The sequence below is a fragment of the Verrucosispora sp. FIM060022 genome (assembly GCF_003977705.1).
In the GTDB taxonomy this organism is placed as follows: Bacteria; Actinomycetota; Actinomycetes; order Mycobacteriales; family Micromonosporaceae; genus Micromonospora; species Micromonospora gifhornensis.
Genome location: NZ_RQIV01000003.1, coordinates 246,573 through 265,712 on the forward strand (window position 1 = coordinate 246,573; position 19,140 = coordinate 265,712).

16 protein-coding genes are annotated in these 19,140 nt (G+C 72.1%); 2 read left to right on the forward strand and 14 right to left on the reverse strand.

The window, feature by feature from the left end; all coding sequences use genetic code 11:
• Positions 1-94: 94 nt before the first annotated feature.
• The 13 genes from gatB to EG812_RS11695 all read right to left on the reverse strand — a co-directional run bounded on the left by gatB (position 95) and on the right by EG812_RS11695 (position 16,515).
• On the reverse strand, positions 95-1,588 hold the full coding sequence (gene gatB, locus EG812_RS11635; protein WP_126711558.1) for an Asp-tRNA(Asn)/Glu-tRNA(Gln) amidotransferase subunit GatB: 1,494 nt from the start codon (positions 1,586-1,588) through the stop codon (positions 95-97).
• A 121-nt stretch (positions 1,589-1,709) separates the two neighbouring features.
• Entirely contained in the window at positions 1,710-2,849 is a 1,140-nt protein-coding gene (locus EG812_RS11640; protein WP_013732009.1) for a putative Ig domain-containing protein, read from the reverse strand.
• Between the two features lie 248 nt (positions 2,850-3,097).
• Positions 3,098-4,573, reverse strand: a complete 1,476-nt coding sequence (gene gatA, locus EG812_RS11645; protein WP_013732008.1) for an Asp-tRNA(Asn)/Glu-tRNA(Gln) amidotransferase subunit GatA — start codon at positions 4,571-4,573, stop codon at positions 3,098-3,100.
• Positions 4,574-4,625: 52 nt separating this feature from the next.
• Entirely contained in the window at positions 4,626-4,931 is a 306-nt protein-coding gene (gatC, locus tag EG812_RS11650; protein WP_013732007.1) for an Asp-tRNA(Asn)/Glu-tRNA(Gln) amidotransferase subunit GatC, read from the reverse strand.
• Between the two features lie 173 nt (positions 4,932-5,104).
• Positions 5,105-7,483, reverse strand: a complete 2,379-nt coding sequence (locus tag EG812_RS11655) for a putative bifunctional diguanylate cyclase/phosphodiesterase (protein ID WP_013732006.1) — start codon at positions 7,481-7,483, stop codon at positions 5,105-5,107.
• Between the two features lie 145 nt (positions 7,484-7,628).
• Entirely contained in the window at positions 7,629-9,764 is a 2,136-nt protein-coding gene (ligA, locus tag EG812_RS11660; RefSeq protein ID WP_043723238.1) for an NAD-dependent DNA ligase LigA, read from the reverse strand.
• A 116-nt stretch (positions 9,765-9,880) separates the two neighbouring features.
• Positions 9,881-10,882, reverse strand: a complete 1,002-nt coding sequence (locus EG812_RS11665) for an ADP-ribosylglycohydrolase family protein (protein ID WP_043723236.1) — start codon at positions 10,880-10,882, stop codon at positions 9,881-9,883.
• A gap of 91 nt (positions 10,883-10,973) precedes the next feature.
• Entirely contained in the window at positions 10,974-11,342 is a 369-nt protein-coding gene (locus EG812_RS11670; RefSeq protein WP_013732003.1) for a VOC family protein, read from the reverse strand.
• 36 nt (positions 11,343-11,378) lie between these two features.
• Positions 11,379-12,446: a uroporphyrinogen decarboxylase/cobalamine-independent methonine synthase family protein gene (locus EG812_RS11675; RefSeq protein WP_043719851.1), complete on the reverse strand. Its 1,068-nt coding sequence runs from the start codon at positions 12,444-12,446 to the stop codon at positions 11,379-11,381.
• 126 nt (positions 12,447-12,572) lie between these two features.
• A complete protein-coding gene (gene mnmA / locus EG812_RS11680; RefSeq protein WP_043723233.1) occupies positions 12,573-13,646 on the reverse strand; it encodes a tRNA 2-thiouridine(34) synthase MnmA in 1,074 nt (357 codons plus the stop codon).
• Between the two features lie 127 nt (positions 13,647-13,773).
• On the reverse strand, positions 13,774-14,946 hold the full coding sequence (locus EG812_RS11685; protein WP_043719847.1) for a cysteine desulfurase family protein: 1,173 nt from the start codon (positions 14,944-14,946) through the stop codon (positions 13,774-13,776).
• Between the two features lie 61 nt (positions 14,947-15,007).
• Positions 15,008-15,688: a class F sortase gene (locus EG812_RS11690; protein ID WP_013731999.1), complete on the reverse strand. Its 681-nt coding sequence runs from the start codon at positions 15,686-15,688 to the stop codon at positions 15,008-15,010.
• On the reverse strand, positions 15,685-16,515 hold the full coding sequence (locus tag EG812_RS11695) for a DUF4397 domain-containing protein (protein WP_013731998.1): 831 nt from the start codon (positions 16,513-16,515) through the stop codon (positions 15,685-15,687). The genes EG812_RS11690 and EG812_RS11695 overlap by 4 nt, the downstream gene beginning before the upstream one ends.
• A 259-nt stretch (positions 16,516-16,774) precedes the next feature.
• Between EG812_RS11695 and EG812_RS11700 the strand changes: the two genes are divergently transcribed.
• Complete coding sequence (locus EG812_RS11700; protein ID WP_013731997.1) at positions 16,775-17,377, forward strand: RNA polymerase sigma factor; 603 nt, start codon at positions 16,775-16,777, stop codon at positions 17,375-17,377.
• Positions 17,331-18,065, forward strand: coding sequence for an anti-sigma factor (locus EG812_RS11705; RefSeq protein ID WP_013731996.1), 735 nt, complete (start codon positions 17,331-17,333; stop codon positions 18,063-18,065). Before EG812_RS11700 ends, EG812_RS11705 begins: the two co-directional genes overlap by 47 nt.
• Positions 18,066-18,169: 104 nt before the next feature.
• Here EG812_RS11705 and EG812_RS11710 read toward each other — a convergent pair whose 3' ends face one another.
• Positions 18,170-19,129: an electron transfer flavoprotein subunit alpha/FixB family protein gene (locus EG812_RS11710; protein ID WP_013731995.1), complete on the reverse strand. Its 960-nt coding sequence runs from the start codon at positions 19,127-19,129 to the stop codon at positions 18,170-18,172.
• Positions 19,130-19,140 lie beyond the last annotated feature (11 nt).

Consider the following 19,140-nt stretch of genomic DNA (forward strand, 5'->3'; position numbering starts at 1 on the left):
GCCGAGGTTGGTCGCCGGCTCGGCTATCGAGTCGAATGTTAAGAAGGGGCCCCTCCTCTACGCCAGGCGTTAAGAAGGGGCCCTTCCTTACACCTCAGACGCCGAGGCGGGAGAGGATCAGCTCGCGGACGGTCTTCGCGTCTGCCTGGCCACGGGTGGTCTTCATGACCGCACCGACCAGGGCGCCGGCGGCGGCCACCTTGCCGCTGCGGATCTTGTCGGCGATGTCCGGGTTGGCGGCGATCGCCTCGTCCACGGCAGCGGTGAGCGCGCCCGTGTCGGAGACGACCTCCAGACCCCGGGCAGTCATGATCTCGGTGGGCGAACCCTCGCCGGCGACCACACCCTCCAGCACCGTACGGGCCAGCTTGTCGTTGAGCTTGCCGGCGTCGACCAGGCTCTGCAGCTCGGCGACCTGCGCCGGGGTGGCCCCGATGTCGGCCAGCTCCACACCCGTCTCGTTGGCCCGCCGGGACAGCTCGCCCAGCCACCACTTGCGGGCGGCGGCCGGCGAGGCACCGGCGGCGACCGTCTGCTCGATCAGCTCGACGGCACCGGCGTTGAGCACCGACTGCATGTCCGCATCCGACAGACCCCACGCCTCCTGGAGGCGACGGCGGTGCAGCCGGGGCAGCTCCGGCAGGGCGGCCTTCAGCTCGGCCACCCAGGCCGGGTCGGGCGCGATGGGCACCAGATCCGGCTCCGGGAAGTAGCGGTAGTCGGTGGCGGTCTCCTTGGACCGGCCCGGGGTGGTGTCCCCGGTGTCCTCGTGGAAGTGCCGGGTCTCCTGGGTGATCCGACCGCCGGCCTCCAGTACGGACGCCTGGCGCAGCATCTCCGAGCGGACGGCCCGCTCGACCGAACGGAGCGAGTTGACGTTCTTGGTCTCGGTGCGGGTGCCCCACTCCTCGCCGGGCCGGTTCAGCGACGTGTTGACGTCACACCGCAGCGAACCTTCCTCCATGCGGACGTCGGAGACGCCCAGCGAGCGGATCACGTCACGCAGCTCGGTGACGTACGCGCGGGCCACCTCGGGGGCGAGCGCACCGGTGCCGGGGATCGGCTTGGTGACGATCTCGACAAGCGGAATGCCGGCCCGGTTGTAGTCGACGAGCGACTCGGTGGCGCCGTGGATGCGACCGGTGGCGCCGCCGACGTGCAGCGTCTTGCCGGTGTCCTCCTCCAGGTGCACCCGCTCGATGCCGATGCGCACCAGCTCCCCGTTGACCTCGACGTCCAGGTAGCCGTCGAAGCAGAGCGGCTCGTCGTACTGGCTGATCTGGAAGTTCTTCGGCATGTCCGGGTAGAAGTAGTTCTTCCGGGCGAACCGGCACCACTCGGCGATAGAGCAGTTCAGCGCCAGGCCGATCCGGATGGTCGCCTCGATGGCGGCCTTGTTCGCCACCGGCAGCGAGCCGGGCAGACCGAGGCAGACCGGGCAGACCCGGGTGTTCGGCTCGCCGCCGAAGTCGGTCGGGCAGCCGCACCACATCTTGGTGTTCGTGCCCAGCTCGACGTGGGTCTCCAGGCCGATCACCGGCTCGAATCGCGCGACGACCTCGTCGTACGCGGGCAGCGTCGTGGTCATGAGAACTCCAGCTTTGCAGGCGGTAGCCGGCCCACGGCGGCATCCGGACACAACGCCGCCAAGCCTAACCGCTCGACCCGGCCCGCCTCGGCGGGGCGTCACCCAGGTGTCGGACCGCGTGTCACTCGGGGGCGCGGAAGCGCCGATGACGGTTGACGGTCAGCACGAGCAGGATCCCGCCGATGGAGAACGCCAGGACGCTCAGCAACAGCAGCACAAGTGTCGAGTTCGAGCCGGTGACCGGCAGCCACGCCCCGCTCGTCTTCGACGGCGACGGGACCGGCGCGGCAGGGCTCTCCGACGGCGTCGGGGTCGGCTCGACCGCTGTCGGCGTGGCCGTGGGCGCGGTCGGTGTGGCGCTCGGAGCGGTCGGGGTCGACGTGGGGGTCGACGTCGCGGTGGCGGCGACGACCAACTCCACCTCGGCGGTGGCGCTGGTCTTGGCACCTGCCGCCCGGACCATGAAGTCGAACGTGCCGGCGCTGCTCGGGGTGCCGCTGAGTCGGCCGTCCGTGGCGAGGGTGAGCCCGGTCGGCAGAGTTCCGGCGGCCAGGGCGAAGGTGATGTCGTCGTCACCGGTGGCGGTGAACCGGAACGAGTACGGCTGCCCGACCCTGCCGGAAGGCGGGTTGCCCGAGGTGAAGGCGGTCGCGGCCTCGGCGACCACGATGGTGATCTCCTGCTCGCCGAAGAAGTCGTTCTTGTCGGTCATCCGCAGCGTGGCGGGGTAGGTGCCGGCCGTGGTCGGCGAACCACCGAGCGAGTTACCGACCACCAGCATGCCCGGCGGCAGGCTCCCCGTACTCACCGACAACCGGTACGGCTCGGTGCCACCGGTCGCCTCGACCGTGTGGATCGCGTACACCTGACCCAGGTACATCGGCGTGCGGGGCGCGCCCGAGGCGATCTCGATCGTGGGTTCGCGCACCTCGATCGTGGCTGTCTGCTCGGCGAACTGGTCGGCCGCGTCGGTCATCCGCAGGGTGAAGGTGTAGGTGCCCGCCGTGGTCGGCGAACCACCGAGCGAATTGCCGACCACCAGCATGCCCGGCGGCAGGCTCCCCGCACTCACCGACAACCGGTACGGCTCGGTGCCACCCGTCGCCTCGACCGTGTGGATCGCGTACACCTGACCCAGGTACATCGGCGACCGGGGCGCGCCCGAGGTGATGGTGACGGCCGCCGCTGCGGCCGGGGGTGCGATGCCCAGCAGCAACGCGAGCACCATCGTCAGGGCCATGACCGGGCGCAGTGTCTTCATCGCACATCCAGGTCTGATCAGAACGGCTCGCGTTCGCCAGCGACCAGCCGGTCCAGCCGACTCGCAGTCATCCAATCAGGAAGCTTGATGACGGACAATTACCCGAACGGTGACCAGCGTGTCGCGGTGGCGGTGCGGGCCGGGCCGATGGCCGCGCACGGCGACCGCGCCGACGCCCCTCGGGTGACCGCAGCGGGCGCGCGACGGTGCCGTGCGCAGGCGGCGGTCGGCCGCCTGCGCACGATCGATCACAGCGTCGGTGGGGTGAGCGTGCCGACGGCGCTCTCCAGGGCGGCGGCGACGCGGTACATCCGGTCGTCGGCCATGGTCGGGGCCATCACCTGCAGGCCGACCGGCAGCCCGTCGGCCAGACCGCACGGCACCGAGATGCCCGGACCGCCGTACAGGTTGGTCGGGATGGTGAACAGGTCGGCCAGGTACATCTGGTACGGGTCGGAGGTGCGCGCCCCGAGCGGGAACGCCACGAACGGGGTGGTCGGCGAGATCAGCGCGTCGACCTGCTCGAACGCGGCGGTGAAGTCGCGGGTGATCAGCGTACGGACCTTCTGGGCCTGCCCGTAGTAGGCGTCGTAGTAGCCCGAGGAGAGCGCGTACGTGCCGATCATGATGCGTCGCTTGACCTCGGGGCCGAAGCCGGCCTCCCGGGTCAGCGACATGACCTCCTCCAGCGACCGGTTGCCGTCGTCGCCGACCCGCAGCCCGAACCGGACCCCGTCGAAGCGGGCCAGGTTGGAGGAGCATTCGCTCGGCGCGATCAGGTAGTACGCCGGCAGCGCGTACTTGAAGTGCGGGCAGGAGACCTCGACGATCTCCGCGCCCAGCTTGGTCAGCGTGTCGACGGCCTCGTGGAAGGCGGCCATCACACCCGGCTCGGCCCCCTCACCGGCGAACTCGGTGACGATGCCCAGCCGCACCCCGCTCAGGTCGCCGGTGGCGCCGAGTTTCGCCGCCGCCACCACGTCCGGCACCGGCGCGGCGATCGAGGTCGAGTCGCGCGGGTCGTGCCCGCCGATGGCCTCGTGCAGCAGCGCGGCGTCGAGCACCGTACGCGCGCAGGGGCCGGGGGTGTCCAGCGAGGAGGAGAACGCCACCAGGCCGTAGCGGGAGGTGCCGCCGTAGGTCGGCTTGGCACCGACGGTGCCGGTGACCGCGCCCGGCTGACGGATCGAGCCACCGGTGTCCGAGCCGATCGCCAGCGGCGCCTCGTACGCGGCCAGCGCGGCGGCGCTACCACCACCGGAGCCACCCGGGATGCGGTCGGTGTCCCACGGGTTGCGGGTCGGCCCGTACGCGGAGTACTCCGTGGAGGAGCCCATCGCGAACTCGTCCATGTTCGTCTTGCCGAGCATCACCGTGCCGGCGGCCTGCAGCCGCTGCACGATCGTCGAGTCGTACGGCGGACGCCAACCCTCCAGGATCTTCGACCCGACGGTGGTCGGCACACCCTTGGTGGTCAGCACGTCCTTGACCGCGACCGGCACCCCGGCCAGCGGGCCCAGCTGCGCACCGGCGGCCCGCTGGGCGTCCACCTCACGGGCGGCGGCCAGCGCGCCCTCGCTGTCGACGTGCAGGAAGGCGTTGATCTGCCCGTCGACGGCGGCGATCCGATCGAGGTGCGCCTGGGTCACCTCGACGGCGGAGGTCTGCCCCGAGGCGACCAGGCCGGCGATCTCGACGGCGCTCAACTTCGTCAGGTCACTCATGCCGCCACTCCGCTTCGCCCCGTGCCGTCACCGAGCACGATGATCCGCTCGCTCACGATGCCACATCCTCGTCCAGGATCCGCGGTACGCGGAACCGCTGCTCCTCCGCGTCGGGTGCACCCGACAGCGCCTCCTGCGGGGTCAGGCACGGCGTCACGACGTCCTCGCGGAACACGTTGGTCAGCGGCACCGAGTGCGAGGTCGGTGGGATGTCGGCGGCGGCGACCTCACCGACCTGGGCTACCGCCTGGAGGATGACGTCGAGCTGGCCGGCGAAGGTGTCGAGTTCCTCCTCCGTGACGGCGAGCCGCGACAGTCGCGCCAGGTGCGCGACCTCCTCGCGGGAGATGGCGGCCATCGGTGCCCCCTTCATGGCTGTCCTGCGTCTGCCTGCGCCCACCGGAGTCGCTACGACCCGTGGTGACGCCCAGCGAGTCTATTGTTCCGTGCCCGACCGGGCGCTGGCGGCTCCCCGGACGCCGATCCGCACCCCCGGATCGGCTCCCGCGGATCAACGGCGCTGTCTGCGGGTCAGCGAGGGTGTCGGCGGGGCAGTTCCGCTTCGTCGGAGGTGGCGAGCGGGCGCACCGGGCGGTAGCGGGCCAGCCAGGCGACCAGTTCCTCGGCCGGCATCGGCCGGGCGTAGAACCAGCCCTGGGCGGCGTCACAGCCCGCCGCGTGCAGCATCCGCCAGGTCCGCTCGTCCTCCACCCCCTCGGCCACCACCCGCAGCCCCAGCGCCTTGGCCAGCTCGATGGTCGACCGTACGATCGCCGCGTCGTCGCTGTCGTCGACCATGCCGAGGACGAAGGACCTGTCGACCTTCACCTCCGACAGCGGCAGCCGACGCAGATGTTGCAGGGACGAGTAGCCGGTGCCGAAGTCGTCCAACGCGATGCCCACGCCGATGCGGTGCAGCTGGGTGATGGTGGCCAGCACCCGACGCGGATCGGCCATCAAGGCGCCTTCGGTGATCTCCAGCTGCAGCCGCTCGGGGGCCACGCCGTAACGGGTCAGCCGGTCGGCGATCTGCTCGGCGATCTCGCCGGTGTGCAGGTCCCGCACGCTGACGTTGAGGGCCGCCCGCAGGCTGACGCCGGCCGCCGACCACTTCGCGAGCTGCTCCACCACGTCGTCGACGACCCGGCGGGTGAGCAGCCGCATCACCGCGCTCTGCTCGGCGACCCGGATCAGCTCCTCCGGGTCGACCATCCCCCGACGGGGATGACGCCAGCGCAGCAACGCCTCCACGCCGACCACCTCGCCGGTGGCGATCTCGACCTGCGGCTGGTAGTAGAGCATGATCTCGCCCGCGTCCGGGGCCGACTCGGCGGAGTCGTCGGGATCCGTGGGTCGGGCCCACACCTCGCCGTCGTGAGGTGCCGGCGGGGTGGGCTGGATGCTGCGGCGCAGGATCGGGTCCGCGGCGGTCACGATCTGGTTGATCAGCTCGTCGTCGTGCACCCCGGTCGGCAGCCGGCGGCGACGTCGACTCCACCAGCTCTGGCCGGTACGCCCGTCCACCGGTGCGGCAACGGTCATGCTCGCGCCGTCCCCGCCGCGTACCGGGGGCGTGGCCTCCGCTGCGTGCGGCTGGCCCGTCGGTCCCCCCTCCAGCACCCGACGCAGGTCGGCCAGCAGGCCGAGTCGCTCGGCGGAGTTGTGGTCGGACTCGGCCGTGTAGACGGCGACGGTGTCGTTGCGGTGCTTCGCGTCGTACATCGCCACGTCGGCGTGGCGCATCAGGGTGGCGAAGTCCTCGCCGTGATCGGGATAGAGGGCGATCCCGATGGAGCCGCCGACATCAAGCGGCAGCCCGTCCAGCGGCACCGGCTCGGCCAGCACCCGCACCACCTGATCGGCGAAGGCGCGGGCCTGCCCGACCTCGGTCAGGCCGGTCATCACGATGGCGAACTCGTCGCCGCCGAGCCGGGCGACCAGGTCCGGCGGTTCGACCACGCCGGTCAGCCGGGCGCTCACCTCGACCAGCAGCCGATCGCCCACCGCGTGCCCCAGGGCGTCGTTGACGTTCTTGAACCGGTCCAGGTCGATCAGGAGCAGAGCCAGGTGGGCGTCCGGCTCACCCCGTGCGGCGCGCTCGGCGTGCCGGTGCACCTGCTCGTTCACCTCGGCCAGCAGCGCCTTGCGGTTGGGCAGACCGGTGAGCGGGTCGAGCGCGGCGAGTTGACGCTGCTCGACGGTGAGCCGCGCCATCCGGTACACCGCGAACAGCGGCACCAGCACCAGCGGGACCAGGGCCGCGCTGGCCCGGGCAGCGGTCATCAGGATCGGGGCGAGCAGCAGCAGGGAGCCGGTGGAGAGCAACTCGAACGGCAGGCCCCGCCAGGCGTTCGGCCACCACCGCTCGCCGAACCGCAGCCGTACGGCGGCGGTGACCAGGCCGTAGTTGACCAGGAACCAGGCGACCCCGGCACCACCGATCGCCGCGACGTCCGCCCAGCTCAGTGGCCCGCCGTCGAACGCGGCACCGGGCCCGAGCCGACTGACCGCGTACGCGGCGCCCAGGGAACAGGCGTACTGGGCCGCGTTGAAGGCGGTACGCCACGGCGCGTGGCCCATCCGGACCCCGGACACCAGCACGGCCACCGCCTGCACGGCGACGGCGGGGCCGAGCCCCCAACCGAGCAGGATCGCGAAGGTGAAGCAGCTCGACGGGTAGACCGCCGAGGTCTGTCGCTGGCCGGGTGCCACGAACGGGCGCGCGTCGCAGGCCACCGCGAGCACCGCCATCGTCCAGAACGCCACCGGCAGCGCGTCCAGCGTCGTGGCCAGGGACGCCAGCGCGCCGGCCGAGACCAGCACGGCCACCGCGAGCACACCGGCCACGAAGGCGGTGAACTGCGCCGCCCGTCCGGGCGGGACCAGGTTGCGCGGGTCGGGCGGCTCCATCACACCTCCCGGTACGGGACTCGGCACGTGCTTTCACGTGCCGTGACCCAATGAAACGCCCCTGGCAGGGGTTTTCCCTCCGCGACAGTCACGAATCGGTCGTAGTCGTGACTAAGTTGGTATCCGCCGCGGGTGCGATGAGGGCCTACTCGTCGACGCGGGCCACCTCGCGGGCCGCCTCGACCCCCGCGTCGAGCAACACCTGGAACCCTTCCTCGTCGAGGATGGGCACCTTCAGGGTGGCGGCCTTGTCCGCCTTGGACCCCGGGTTGTCACCGACCACCACGAAGCCGGTCTTCTTCGACACCGAGCCGGAGACCTTGCCGCCGCGCGACTGGATCGCCTCGGCGGCCTGGTCGCGGGAGTATCCACTGAGGGTGCCGGTGACCACCACGGTGAGGCCTTCCAGCGGGCGCGGGCCCTCGGCCACCGCCTCCTCGGCCATCCGTACGCCCGCCTCGGCCCACTTGCGGACCACCTCGCGGTGCCAGTCGACGGCGAACCACTCGCGGATGCTGGCGGCGATGGTCGGGCCGACTCCGTCGACGGACGACAGCTCCTCCTCGGAGGCGTTGTCGATCGCTTCGATCGAGCGGAAGTGCCGGGCCAGGGCCTGCGCGGCGGTCGGCCCGACGTGCCGGATGGAGAGCGCCACCAGCACCCGCCACAGGTCACGTTCCCTGGCCACGGCGAGGTTGTCGAGCAGCTTGGTCGCGTTGCTGCCGAGGCTGCCGTCCTTGTTGACGAAGAACGGCGACCGGGCCAACTGCTCGGCGTCGAGCGAGAACAGGTCGCCCTCGTCGGTGATGATCTGCGCGTCGAGCAGGGCGGCGCCACTCTTGTAGCCGAGCGCCTCGATGTCGAACGCGCCGCGCCCGGCCAGGTGGAACACCCGCTCGCGCAACTGCGCGGGGCAGCTGCGCGAATTCGGGCAGCGGATGTCGACGTCGCCCTCCTTGGCCGGGGCCAGCGGGGTGCCGCAGGCCGGGCAGGTGGTGGGCATGACGAACGGTCGGGCGTCCGGCGGGCGCAGATCGACCACCGGGCCGAGCACCTCGGGAATGACGTCGCCGGCCTTGCGGATCACCACCGTGTCGCCGATCAGCACCCCCTTGCGCTCCACCTCGCGGGCGTTGTGCAGGGTCGCGTACGCCACCGTGGAGCCGGCCACCTTCACCGGTTCGAGCAGGGCGCGGGGGGTGACCCGACCGGTGCGGCCGACCTCGACCTCGATGTCGAGGAGCTTGGTGTTGACCTCTTCCGGGGGGTACTTGAAGGCGATCGCCCAACGGGGTGCCCGGCTGGTCGAGCCGAGTCGTCCCTGGATCGGCACCGGGTCGACCTTGACAACCACACCGTCGATCTCGTGCTCGACGTCGTGCCGGTGCGCGGCGTAGTGGGCGATGTAGTCGCGGACGCCGGTCAGATCCGGCAGCACCCGCCAGCGGTCGCTTGTCGGCAGACCCCACGCCTTCAGCGCCGAGTACGACTCGGACTGGGTGCTCGGCTGGAAGCCCTTGCGGGCCCCGATGCCGTGCACCACCAGGCGCAACGGTCGGGACGCGGTGATCCGGGGATCCTTCTGCCGCAGGCTGCCCGCGGCCGCGTTACGCGGATTCGCGAACGGCGCCTTGCCCTGCTCGACCAGACCGGCGTTGAGGTCGGCGAACGCCTCGACCGGGAAGTAGATCTCGCCGCGCACCTCGATGAACTCGGGGACCGGGCCGTACTCGGCCGAGTCGGTCAGCCGGCTGGGCACATCCCGGATGCTGCGCACGTTGGCCGTGACGTCCTCGCCGGTGCGCCCGTCACCTCGGGTCGCCGCCCGGATCAGCCGCCCGCCCTGGTAGGTCAGGTTGATCGCCAGCCCGTCGACCTTCAGCTCGCACAGGTAGGGCACCGGCCCACCGGCGTCCCGCTCGACCCGTTCCGCCCAGGCCGCCAACTCCTCGTCGGCGAAGGCATTGTCCAGCGACATCATCCGTTCGGCGTGCGCGACCGGGGTGAAGTCGGTGGAGAAGGTGCCGCCGACGCGTTGGGTAGGTGAGTCCGGCGTCCGCAGGGCGGGGAACTCCTCCTCCAGCGCGGTCAGCTCGCGCAGCTGCCTGTCGAACTCGGCGTCGGAGACGGTCGGCGCGTCGAGCACGTAGTAGCGGTACTGATGCTCGGTCAGCTCCTGACTGAGGGTGGCGTGGCGTTCCCGCGCCTGCGGGGTCGGCTCGGCGCCCGCCGCCGCCTCCTGCTCCGCGCTGAGCGGCTGACCGCTCGCCTCTTCGGACACGCTGCCGCCTCCGGCCACCGGACCTCCCGTGATCGTGCTACCCCCGCACGGTAGCGCCCGGGTGGGACAACCCGGCCGACCAGGGCAGCAACGAGCCGCTGCCGAGGCCGTGCCGGTCAGTCTCGCCCCGCCGACAGGGCGGTGAGTTGGTCGGCGTACTCGATCCGCTCGGCCCACCCGGCCGGCCAGGCGACCATGCCCTGGGCCGCACCGACGAACGCGCCGGCGAGCGCGGCGATGGAGTCGGAGTCACCGCAGGTGCGGGCACCCCGGACGAGGGCGCCGACCGGGTCGTCGGCGTGCCGCACGGCGCAGTAGAGGGCGGTGGCCAGGGCCTCCTCGGCGATCCAGCTCTCGCCGGTGAGGCGGCACGGGTCGCCGCCGTCGTCAGGTGCGGACAGCGCCGCGTCGAGCCGACGCAGCGCCGCAGCGCACTCGTCCCAACCGGCGGCGATGAACGCCTCGGGCGTAGCGGCGTTCGCGCGCCGCCACAGGTCACCGAGCCAGTCGGCCCGGTAGACGGTCCGTTGCGCGGCCACCCGTTCGCCGAGCAGGCCGGGCAGCTCGGCCAGGCCGACGCCGGTCCGCAGCAACCAGACGGCGTACGCGGTCAGCTCGCTGGCGGCCAGACCGGTCGGGTGACCGTGGGTGAGGCCGGCCTGAAGGTGGGCCAGCCCGGCGAGGGTGTCCAGGTCGACGTCGAGCAACCCGACCGGGGTGACCCGCATGTTGGCCCCGCAGCCCTTCGAGTCGATCACCGTGGCCTGCTGCCACGGCAGGCCCCGGGACAGCTCGGCGCAGGCACGTAGACAGGTCATCCCCGGTGCCCGGTTGTTGTCCGGGCTGGCTGCCCAGGCCAGGAAGCGTTGCCTCAGCAAGGGCTCCACCGCCTCGGGCGTGAGTTGCGGGGCGTCGTGCAGCGCCCAGGCCACCGCCAGCGCCATCTGGGTGTCGTCGGTGACCAGCACCGGGTCGCCGACCAGGTCCCGAGGGCCGGCCGGCCCGTACTGCTCGTCGATCTCGGCGACGCTGAGGAACTCGGTGGGCTTGCCCAGGGCGTCACCGAAGGCGAGCCCGAAGATCGAACCGGCGACTCGACCCGGCGCAGGAGTGGTCATGGAGGCGATCATGCCGTTCACCGGCAAGCCCGGGCCACCACCCCCAGGTGGCCCGGGCTTGCATGGTCGTCGAGCCGGGTCGCCGGGTGCGTCAGTCCCAGCAGAGGCAGAACGGGTGACCCACCGGGTCGGCGTAGACCCGGAAGCCGTCGCCCTCGCCGGGCAGTCGCCGCGCGCCCAGCGCCAGCACCGCCCGCTCCGCCGCCTCGACATCGTCGACCGTCACGTCGAGGTGCAACTGTTGCGGCCGTTCCGGATCGGGCCAGTCGGGAGGACGCAGGTCCGGTGCCCGCTGGAAGGCCAACCGGGGCTGATGGCCGGGTGGGCCCCCGAGCACCACCCACCCGTTGCCCTCGGAGTCCTCCTCCATCAGCGGCAGGCCGAGCAGCTCGGCGTAGAAGCCCGCCAGGGCCCGGGGGTCAGGACAGTCGATGACAGTGGAACGGAGTCGTCCAATCATGTCCGTCATCCTGCCCACCGGGTACGACGGGAAACGTCACACCTCGGCGAGCCGACGACCCGCGTCCCGGCAGGCGGCCAGGACGGCCCGGGCGTACGCCGGAGTTGCCCCGGCCAGCCCGCAGGCAGGAGTGACCACCACCTGCTCGGCGAGTTGGGCGCGGGGGAAGCCCAGCCGGTCCCAGAGCCCGCGTACCCGATCGGCGACCTGCGCCGACGTCGGCGCGCCACCGGCCGGCGGTGCTGTTCCCGGGCGGCCGCGAGGCGTCGGCTGGCCACCAGGCGTCGGTTCGCCGCCGGGTGGTGGTGACGTCGGCACGGCACCGGCCAGCAGGCCCAGGCCGGCGTCCAGCGCCTCGCCCAACGGATCCAGCTCGGTCACCCGGCTCAGGTCGAGCGCCACCCCGACCGCACCGGCCGACCGGATCAGCTCCAGCGGCACGTCCGAGGCGCAGCAGTGCACCACGGTCGGTACGCCCGCCGCCTCGATCACCCCGCGCAGCAGCGCCCGGGCCGTTTCCGATTCCACGGCCCGGTACGTGCCGAGGCCGCTCTCGGTCGGCACCCGACCGGCCAGCACCGTCGGCAGCGAAGGCTCGTCCAACTGGAGCAGCACACTGGCCCGGGGCAGCCGGCGGGCCACCGCCTCGACGTGGCCGCGCAGCCCTTCGGCGAGGGAGCCGGCCAGGTCGCGTACGGCGCCGGGATCGCGCAGCATCCGGCCGCCGATCGGCAACTCCAGCGAGGCGGCCAGGGTGAGCGGGCCACCCGCCTGGATCTTGATGGTGCCGGCGTACTCCTCGGCCTGCTCGGCGAGCTGGTCGAGGTCGCGTTCCATCAGGTCACGTGCGCGACGCAGATCCTTGCCGGGCCGCGGCGCGACCCGCCAGCGCGCGGCGTACAACTCCACCGGCAACTCGACGAGCAGGCCGGCGGTACGCCCGATCAGGTCCGCGCCCGGCCCCCGGGCCGGCAACTCGGGCACATGTGGCAGGGCGGGAAGTTCGCCGAGCACGATCCGCTGTGCCTCGGCGATGTCGCTGCCGGGCAGCGACCCGATCCCGGTCGCCGCGCCCACCGGCCAAGGCCAATCCCGATCACTCACGGCAGCACCCTACCGCTGCCGTGACCCACCCGGCCGCCACCACCGGCAGACCGGCCACCCGGCACCGTTGGCACGACCGGCACCACCAGCACCGCCGCCAGCCGGGGTGGGAAGAGGCGGGGACGGTCAGTCGGTGATGGTGGCGGAGCCGAGGACGATGTCGCCGGCCGGGTCGGGGCGGTAGGCCACGATCGCCTGGCCGGCCGCCACCCCGCGAACCGGCCGACGCAGGTCGGCGTGCAGCCGGTCACCGTCGACGGTGACGACGGCGGGCACGACGACACCGTGCGCCCGCAGCTGCACCTCGCACTCGATCGGCTGCTCGGGGCGCGCGCCGCCGGTCCAGACCGGACGGGTGGCGGAGACGGTGGACACCTCCAACGCCTCGGCCGGGCCGACGGTCACCGTGTTGGTCTTGGGCGTGATGGACAGCACGTACCGGGGTCGCCCGTCCGGGGCGGGCCGGTCCAGGTGCAGGCCACGTCGCTGCCCGATGGTGTACGCGTACGCCCCGGCGTGCTGGCCCACCACGGCGCCGGTGGTCGCGTCGACCACGTCGCCGGGCGACTCGCCGAGCCGCTGGGCGAGGAAACCTCGGGTGTCGCCGTCGGCGATGAAGCAGATGTCGTGCGAGTCAGGCTTGTCGGCCACGGCCAGGCCACGCTCGGCGGCCTCCTGCCGCACCTGGGCCTTTGTCGAGTCGCCGAGCGGGAACATCGACCGGTCCAACTGCTCGCGGGTGAGCACGGCCAGCACGTACGACTGGTCCTTGGCCTCGTCGACGCTGCGGCGCAGCAGGCCGTCCGGGCCCAGCCGGGCGTGATGGCCGGTGACCACCGCGTCGAAGCCGAGAGCCACCGCCCGGTCCAGCACCGCGGCAAACTTGATCTTCTCGTTGCAGCGCAGGCACGGGTTGGGGGTACGCCCGGCCGCGTACTCGGCGACGAAGTCGTCGACCACGTCGGCGTGGAACCGGTCGGCCATGTCCCAGACGTAGAAGGGGATGCCGAGCACGTCGGCCGCGCGCCGCGCGTCGCGGGAGTCCTCAAGCGTGCAGCAGCCCCGCGCGCCGGTGCGATAGGTCTGCGGGTTGCGCGCCAGAGCCAGGTGTACGCCTGTGACGTCGTGACCGGCCTGCACCGCCCGCGCCGCCGCCACGGCGGAATCCACGCCGCCGGACATCGCCGCCAACACCCTCACCCGGACCACTCTCCCTTCCCGTCGAGCCTATCCCCCGCGCCGGCACTTGCCGGTGACCGGTACGGCCGGTGTTAACAAGGGCCCCCTGCTCTACCGGAGGCGTTAACAGGGGGCCCTTCCTTCGCTGTCAGCGAGGGCTGCGTTGGGCGGCGCGACGGGCTCGTTCGACCGCCCCCGGGAGGGCCGCGATCAGGGCGTCGACGTCGGCGGAGGTGCTGGTGTGGCCGAGGGAGAACCGCAGCGACGAGCGGGCCCGGTCGTCATCGGCACCCATCGCGAGCAGCACGTGCGAGGGCTGCGCCACCCCCGCCGAGCAGGCCGAACCGGTCGAGCAGTAGATGCCCTGGGCGTCCAGCAACAGCAACAGGGCGTCGCCCTCGCAGCCGGGGAAGGAGAAGTGCGCGTTACCGGGCAGCCGGTCGTCGGGGTCGCCGTTGTAGACGACCTCCGGTACCGCCTGCCGTACCCGCTGGACGAGGTCGTCGCGGAGCGCGGCCACCCGGGCCGCGTACTCCTGCTGGCCTTTCACGGCGGTCTCGACGGCGACGGCGAAGGCGACGATGCCGGCGGCGTCCAGGGTGCCGGAGCGCACGTCGCGTTCCTGCCCGCCGCCGTGCAGCAGTGGGACGGCGGCCACGTCCCGGGCCAGCACCAGCGCACCCACCCCGACCGGGCCACCGAGCTTGTGCCCGGTCACGGTCAGGGCGGCGACGCCGCTGGCGGCGAAGTCGACAGGTACCTGGCCGACCGCCTGGATGGCGTCGGTGTGGAACGGCACGCCGTACTCCACCGCGACGGCGGCCAGATCGGCGATCCGCTGCACGGTGCCGACCTCGTTGTTCGCCCACATCGCGGTGATCAACGCCACCTGATCGCCGTGCTCGGCGAGTTCGGCGCGCAGCGCGTCGGGGTGCAGCCGGCCGACCTCGTCGACCGGCAGCCAGCCCACCTCGGCGTTCTCGTGCCGCTCCAACCAGTCCACCGCGTCGAGTACGGCGTGGTGCTCGATGGCGCTGGAGACCACCCGGCGACGTCGGGAATCGGCGTCCCGGCGGGCCCAGAAGATGCCCTTGACCGCGAGGTTGTCGCTCTCCGTACCGCCACCCGTGAAGATCACTTCGGAGGGCCGGGCACCGAGGGCGGCGGCCACCCGTTCCCGTGACTCCTCCACCCGCCGACGGGCACGTCGACCGGACGCGTGCAGGGAAGACGCGTTGCCGACCTCGCGGGCGGCCACGACGTACGCCTCGAGTGCCTCGTCGAGCACCGGGGTCGTCGCAGCATGATCCAGGTAAGCCATCACGACTCAGCCTAACGACCGCTAGCGCCCCGACCGCAGGCTGGATAACCCGACGTCGACATCAGAGCGGCACCGCGGTCACCACGATGTTGTCGCGGTACCGGCGGGCCTCGGCGTCGAAGGGCCCGCCGCAGGTGATCAGAGTGAGTCGCGGCCGGCCGTCACGGGCGAAGTAGCGCGCCAACGGGATCTTCGTCTTGTCGTACTCCTCGCGCGCCACCACCCGGTAGGTCCGCTCGATCCCGTCGTCACCGGTGGCCGTCAGCGTGTCGCCCGGCGCGAGGTCCCGCAGCCGGTAGAAGGCGCCCCGGCCCTGCTCGGCGCTGTCGACGTGGCCGGCGATCACCACCGAGCCGGTCTCGGCGGCGAGGCCGGGGCCGTAGCGGTACCAGCCGACCTGGTCGACGCTGGGCGGTACGTCGAACTCGCCGGTGCGCCTGTCCACGCCGACCGGGTCGACCCGGGCGGTGACGTCGATCGCGGGGATCCGGAGCCGGACCGGCGGCACTGTTCCGGTGTCGCCGGGCAGCGCCCCCGGGGCGACCGGCACCGGGGTTGACCCCGCCGACGACGCACCGAGCGACGACGCACCGGCCGACGGACTCGGTTCGGCGAGCGCGGCGGCCTGGTCGGCGCCGACGCTCCCGTCCGGCCGGGACACCACGGCCAGCACGGCCGCCACGGCGAGCGCGGTGGCGCCGGCGGCGACCGCCGCCAGCGCCCCACGGTTGACCTTGCTCACCGGCGGCCCGACCGGACGACTACCGCCCGCGCCCCACCGGCGACCAGCAGCAGGACTCCGGTGCCCGCCAGCGCGTACCACCAGAGACCCAGGCCGGTGTCGGCCTGGCCACCGGTGCCGCTCGGCACTCCGGAGGGCGCCGAGTGCAGGCCGTCGATGGTCTGCGCCACCACGGTCAGGTTCTCCGCCTCGGCGGAGCCGGTGGCGTAGACGATCGTGGCGGTGCCCTCGCGCAGGTTCAGGTCGGCCGGCCCGATCACCACCGTGTCGGTGCCCGCGAGCACCACGTCCGCCGAGACGCTGCCCGCGTCCACGTCGGCCTTTGCCTCGTTCGGGTTGGTCAAGCCTTCGAAGACCGGGCTGCCGCCGGCCCGTACGTCCACCGCCGGCGCGGCGGCGGTGTGCCGGACGATCAGCCGGGCCTTGCCGGCGTCGACCTTGGCGGTGTCGTTGACGAACGGGGTGATCGTCGGCTCACCCTCGGCGTCGAGGTGGGCGGCGATGCTGATGTTCGCCCCGCCCGGCACCTCGGCGTCGTCCGCGGTCAGGATCGCCTGTCCGATGGGCTCGCCGGGCTTGGTCAGGGCGATGTCGTACGACCCCTCCGGCAGGTCCAGCGGGCCGGCCACGTCGCCGGGCTTGAAGTTCTCCAGCGTCTTCTCCCCGTTGACGTAGACGTCGACGGGGGTGTCCGGAATGCCGTGGACGACGGAGACCTTCGAGGTGGCGGCGTACGCCGGGGTGGCCGTCGCGATGCCGGCACCGACGAAGGTCAGCGCGGCGACCGCGCCACCTGCGGCGGCCCGGCGAAGGTACGCGAACTGCATGTCTGCCTCCTGCTGTTTCGTGCTGGTTCGTCAGGCTTGCTGTGCACCCCGAGTTACGCCGGCACCTCGCCGCCCGGATGCGGTTGGAGGCGACTTTCTTTTTTCGTCCGAGAGCGCATCCAACGGGCACCCGGCGGACGAAAAGCAGTGGAGGAGCCATCGGGCTGACGGACGGGTCGCGGAGCCACGCCGGGCGACAGAGGGGACGGCACTGGTGCGAGCTACAGTCGGGCATGCCTCCAACCAGGCGAGCCGTCTCGTGACAGAGATCCGGCAGCAGCCGGACACTCCCGAGGACGAGTTGGCCCGACGCTTCCGCGCCGGTGACGAACGGGCGCTGCGCGAGGCGTACGAGCGTTACGGGCGGGCCGTCCTGCACCTGGCCACCAGCACACTTGTCAACCGCAGCGACGCGGAGGACGCGACCCAGGCCACCTTCGTCGCCGCCTGGCTCGGTCGGGACACCTTCGATCCGACGAAGGGCTCGCTGGTCGGCTGGCTGCTCGGAATCGGCCGGCGCAAGGTCATCGACCGCCTGCGCTCCTCCGCGCGGGAGAGCCGGGTGGTCGAGACCGTACGCCAACTGCCCGAGCCGGTGCCTCCCGGCAACGACCCGGACACCGTGGTCGACCGGTTGGTGGTGGCCGACGAGTTGGCACGGCTGCCGGACGAGCAGCGACGCATGTTGGAATTGGCGTTCTTCGACGATCTGACCCACCAGCAGATCGCGGCGGTCACCGGGGTGCCGCTGGGCACGGTGAAGAGTCACATCCGGCGGGGCATGGCGAGCCTCAAGCGCAGATGGGAGGTGGACGGTGCAGCATCTGGAGCACGACCGGCTGATATTTCTGGCGCTCGGTGAGGGTAAGGCGGACAACGCCGACCGCACCCATCTCGACGCCTGCTCGCACTGCCGCGCCGAGTTGGCGGGTCTGCGTGAGGTCGCCGGTCTCGGTCGGTCCACCCAGTCCCTGCGTGACCTGCCCGACCCGCCGGAGCACCTCTGGCAGGGCATCACCGCCGAGATCAGGACGGCTGAGCAACTGCCCACGCTGACCACCGCTCGGCCGCAGCCGGCCGATCAGCGGGACGGTCCGGTCGCGCCGCGGTCGCGCCGACCTCGACGGTGGGTCCGGTACGCGGTCACCGCGGTCGCCGCCGCCGCGGTCGGCATCGCCGGCACCGCCGCCGTGCTGCGCGAGGGCACGCCACCGCCACCGCCGGTGACGGCCAGTGCCCAACTGGCCGCGTACGGTTCGACCCCGCCACAGGCCCGGGGCGACGCCCGCGTGCTCGGCACCGGAGAACTGCACCTGCACGTGGCGAATCTCCCGCCCGTGTCGGGGTATTACGAGGTGTGGCTGATCAACCCGCAGAACATGGAGATGTTCTCGATCGGCGTTCTCGGTGGCGGCTCTGACGTACTCTTACCGCTGCCGCCGAACGTGGATCTCGGGCAATATTCTGTCGTCGACGTCTCCGCCGAGCAGTTCGACAACAACACCGCCCACTCCGGCGACAGCCTGTTGAGGGGCTCCCTGACGGGCTGATCGGCGGGCCGGTTCAGCTCCCCGGCCCGCCGATCAGCTCCCATACGGCGCGGCCGCCGCCCGGTTGAACCGGACGGCGGCCGCGACTGTCTCGGGCGGATGCCCTACTTGCGCTTGCGGATCTCCTCGGCGGCCTGCGGGACCACCTTGAACAGGTCACCGACCACGCCGAAGTCGGCCAGCTCGAAGATCGGCGCCTCACCGTCCTTGTTGACCGCGACGATGGTCTTCGAGGTCTGCATGCCGGCCCGGTGCTGGATCGCGCCGGAGATGCCGAGCGCGACGTACAGCTGCGGGGAGACGGTCTTACCGGTCTGCCCGACCTGGAACTGGTGCGGGTAGAAGCCGGAGTCGACCGCCGCGCGGGACGCGCCGACGGCGCCGCCGAGCAGGTCGGCCAGCTCCTCGACCAGCTTGAAGTTGTCCGCGTTGCCGACCCCACGGCCGCCGGCGACGACTACACCGGCCTCGGTGAGCTCGGGGCGGGAGCCCTTCTGCTCGGCCACCCGGTCGACGACCCTGGCCAGCTTGTCGGTGTCGCTGACGGTCACGGTGAGCTGCTCGACCGCCGGGGTGGCGGCGGCCGGGGCCGGGGTGACCGAGTTCGGCCGGACGGTGACCAGCGGCAGGCCCCGGGTCACCTTGGAGGTGACGATGGTCGAGCCGGCGAAGGCCACCTGGGTGGCGGTGCCGTCGGCGGCCAGGGCAACCACGTCGGTCAGGATGCCGTTGTCCAGCTTGACCGCCAGCCGGGCGGCGATCTCCTTGCCCTCCTGCGAGGAGGCGAGCAGGACGGCGGCCGGCTGCACCCGCTTGACCAGGTCGGCGACCACGGTGGCCTTCGGCGCGACCAGGTAGCCGTCGATCTGCTCACCCTCGGCGGCGTAGATCTTCTCCGCGCCGTACTCACCCAGTTTGGCCGACAACGCGTCGGCGGCACCGGCCCCGCCGAGCACCACGGCCGACGGGGTGCCCAGCTCACGGGCCAGGGTGAGCATCTCAAGAGTGACCTTCTTGACGCCGAACTCGCGAGTGGCCTCGACGACGACGAGAACCTCAGACATGTCCCACACCC

What these genes read in the sequence shown, in the direction of transcription:
- gatB (WP_126711558.1), bottom strand. Translation starts at nt 1,588, where the DNA reads ATGACCACGACGCTGCCCGCGTACGACGAGGTCGTCGCGCGATTCGAG.
- EG812_RS11640 (WP_013732009.1), bottom strand. Translation starts at nt 2,849, where the DNA reads ATGAAGACACTGCGCCCGGTCATGGCCCTGACGATGGTGCTCGCGTTG.
- gatA (WP_013732008.1), bottom strand. Translation starts at nt 4,573, where the DNA reads ATGAGTGACCTGACGAAGTTGAGCGCCGTCGAGATCGCCGGCCTGGTC.
- gatC (WP_013732007.1), bottom strand. Translation starts at nt 4,931, where the DNA reads ATGGCCGCCATCTCCCGCGAGGAGGTCGCGCACCTGGCGCGACTGTCG.
- EG812_RS11655 (WP_013732006.1), bottom strand. Translation starts at nt 7,483, where the DNA reads ATGGAGCCGCCCGACCCGCGCAACCTGGTCCCGCCCGGACGGGCGGCG.
- EG812_RS11665 (WP_043723236.1), bottom strand. Translation starts at nt 10,882, where the DNA reads ATGACCACTCCTGCGCCGGGTCGAGTCGCCGGTTCGATCTTCGGGCTC.
- EG812_RS11670 (WP_013732003.1), bottom strand. Translation starts at nt 11,342, where the DNA reads ATGATTGGACGACTCCGTTCCACTGTCATCGACTGTCCTGACCCCCGG.
- EG812_RS11685 (WP_043719847.1), bottom strand. Translation starts at nt 14,946, where the DNA reads ATGGCTTACCTGGATCATGCTGCGACGACCCCGGTGCTCGACGAGGCA.
- EG812_RS11695 (WP_013731998.1), bottom strand. Translation starts at nt 16,515, where the DNA reads ATGCAGTTCGCGTACCTTCGCCGGGCCGCCGCAGGTGGCGCGGTCGCC.
- EG812_RS11710 (WP_013731995.1), bottom strand. Translation starts at nt 19,129, where the DNA reads ATGTCTGAGGTTCTCGTCGTCGTCGAGGCCACTCGCGAGTTCGGCGTC.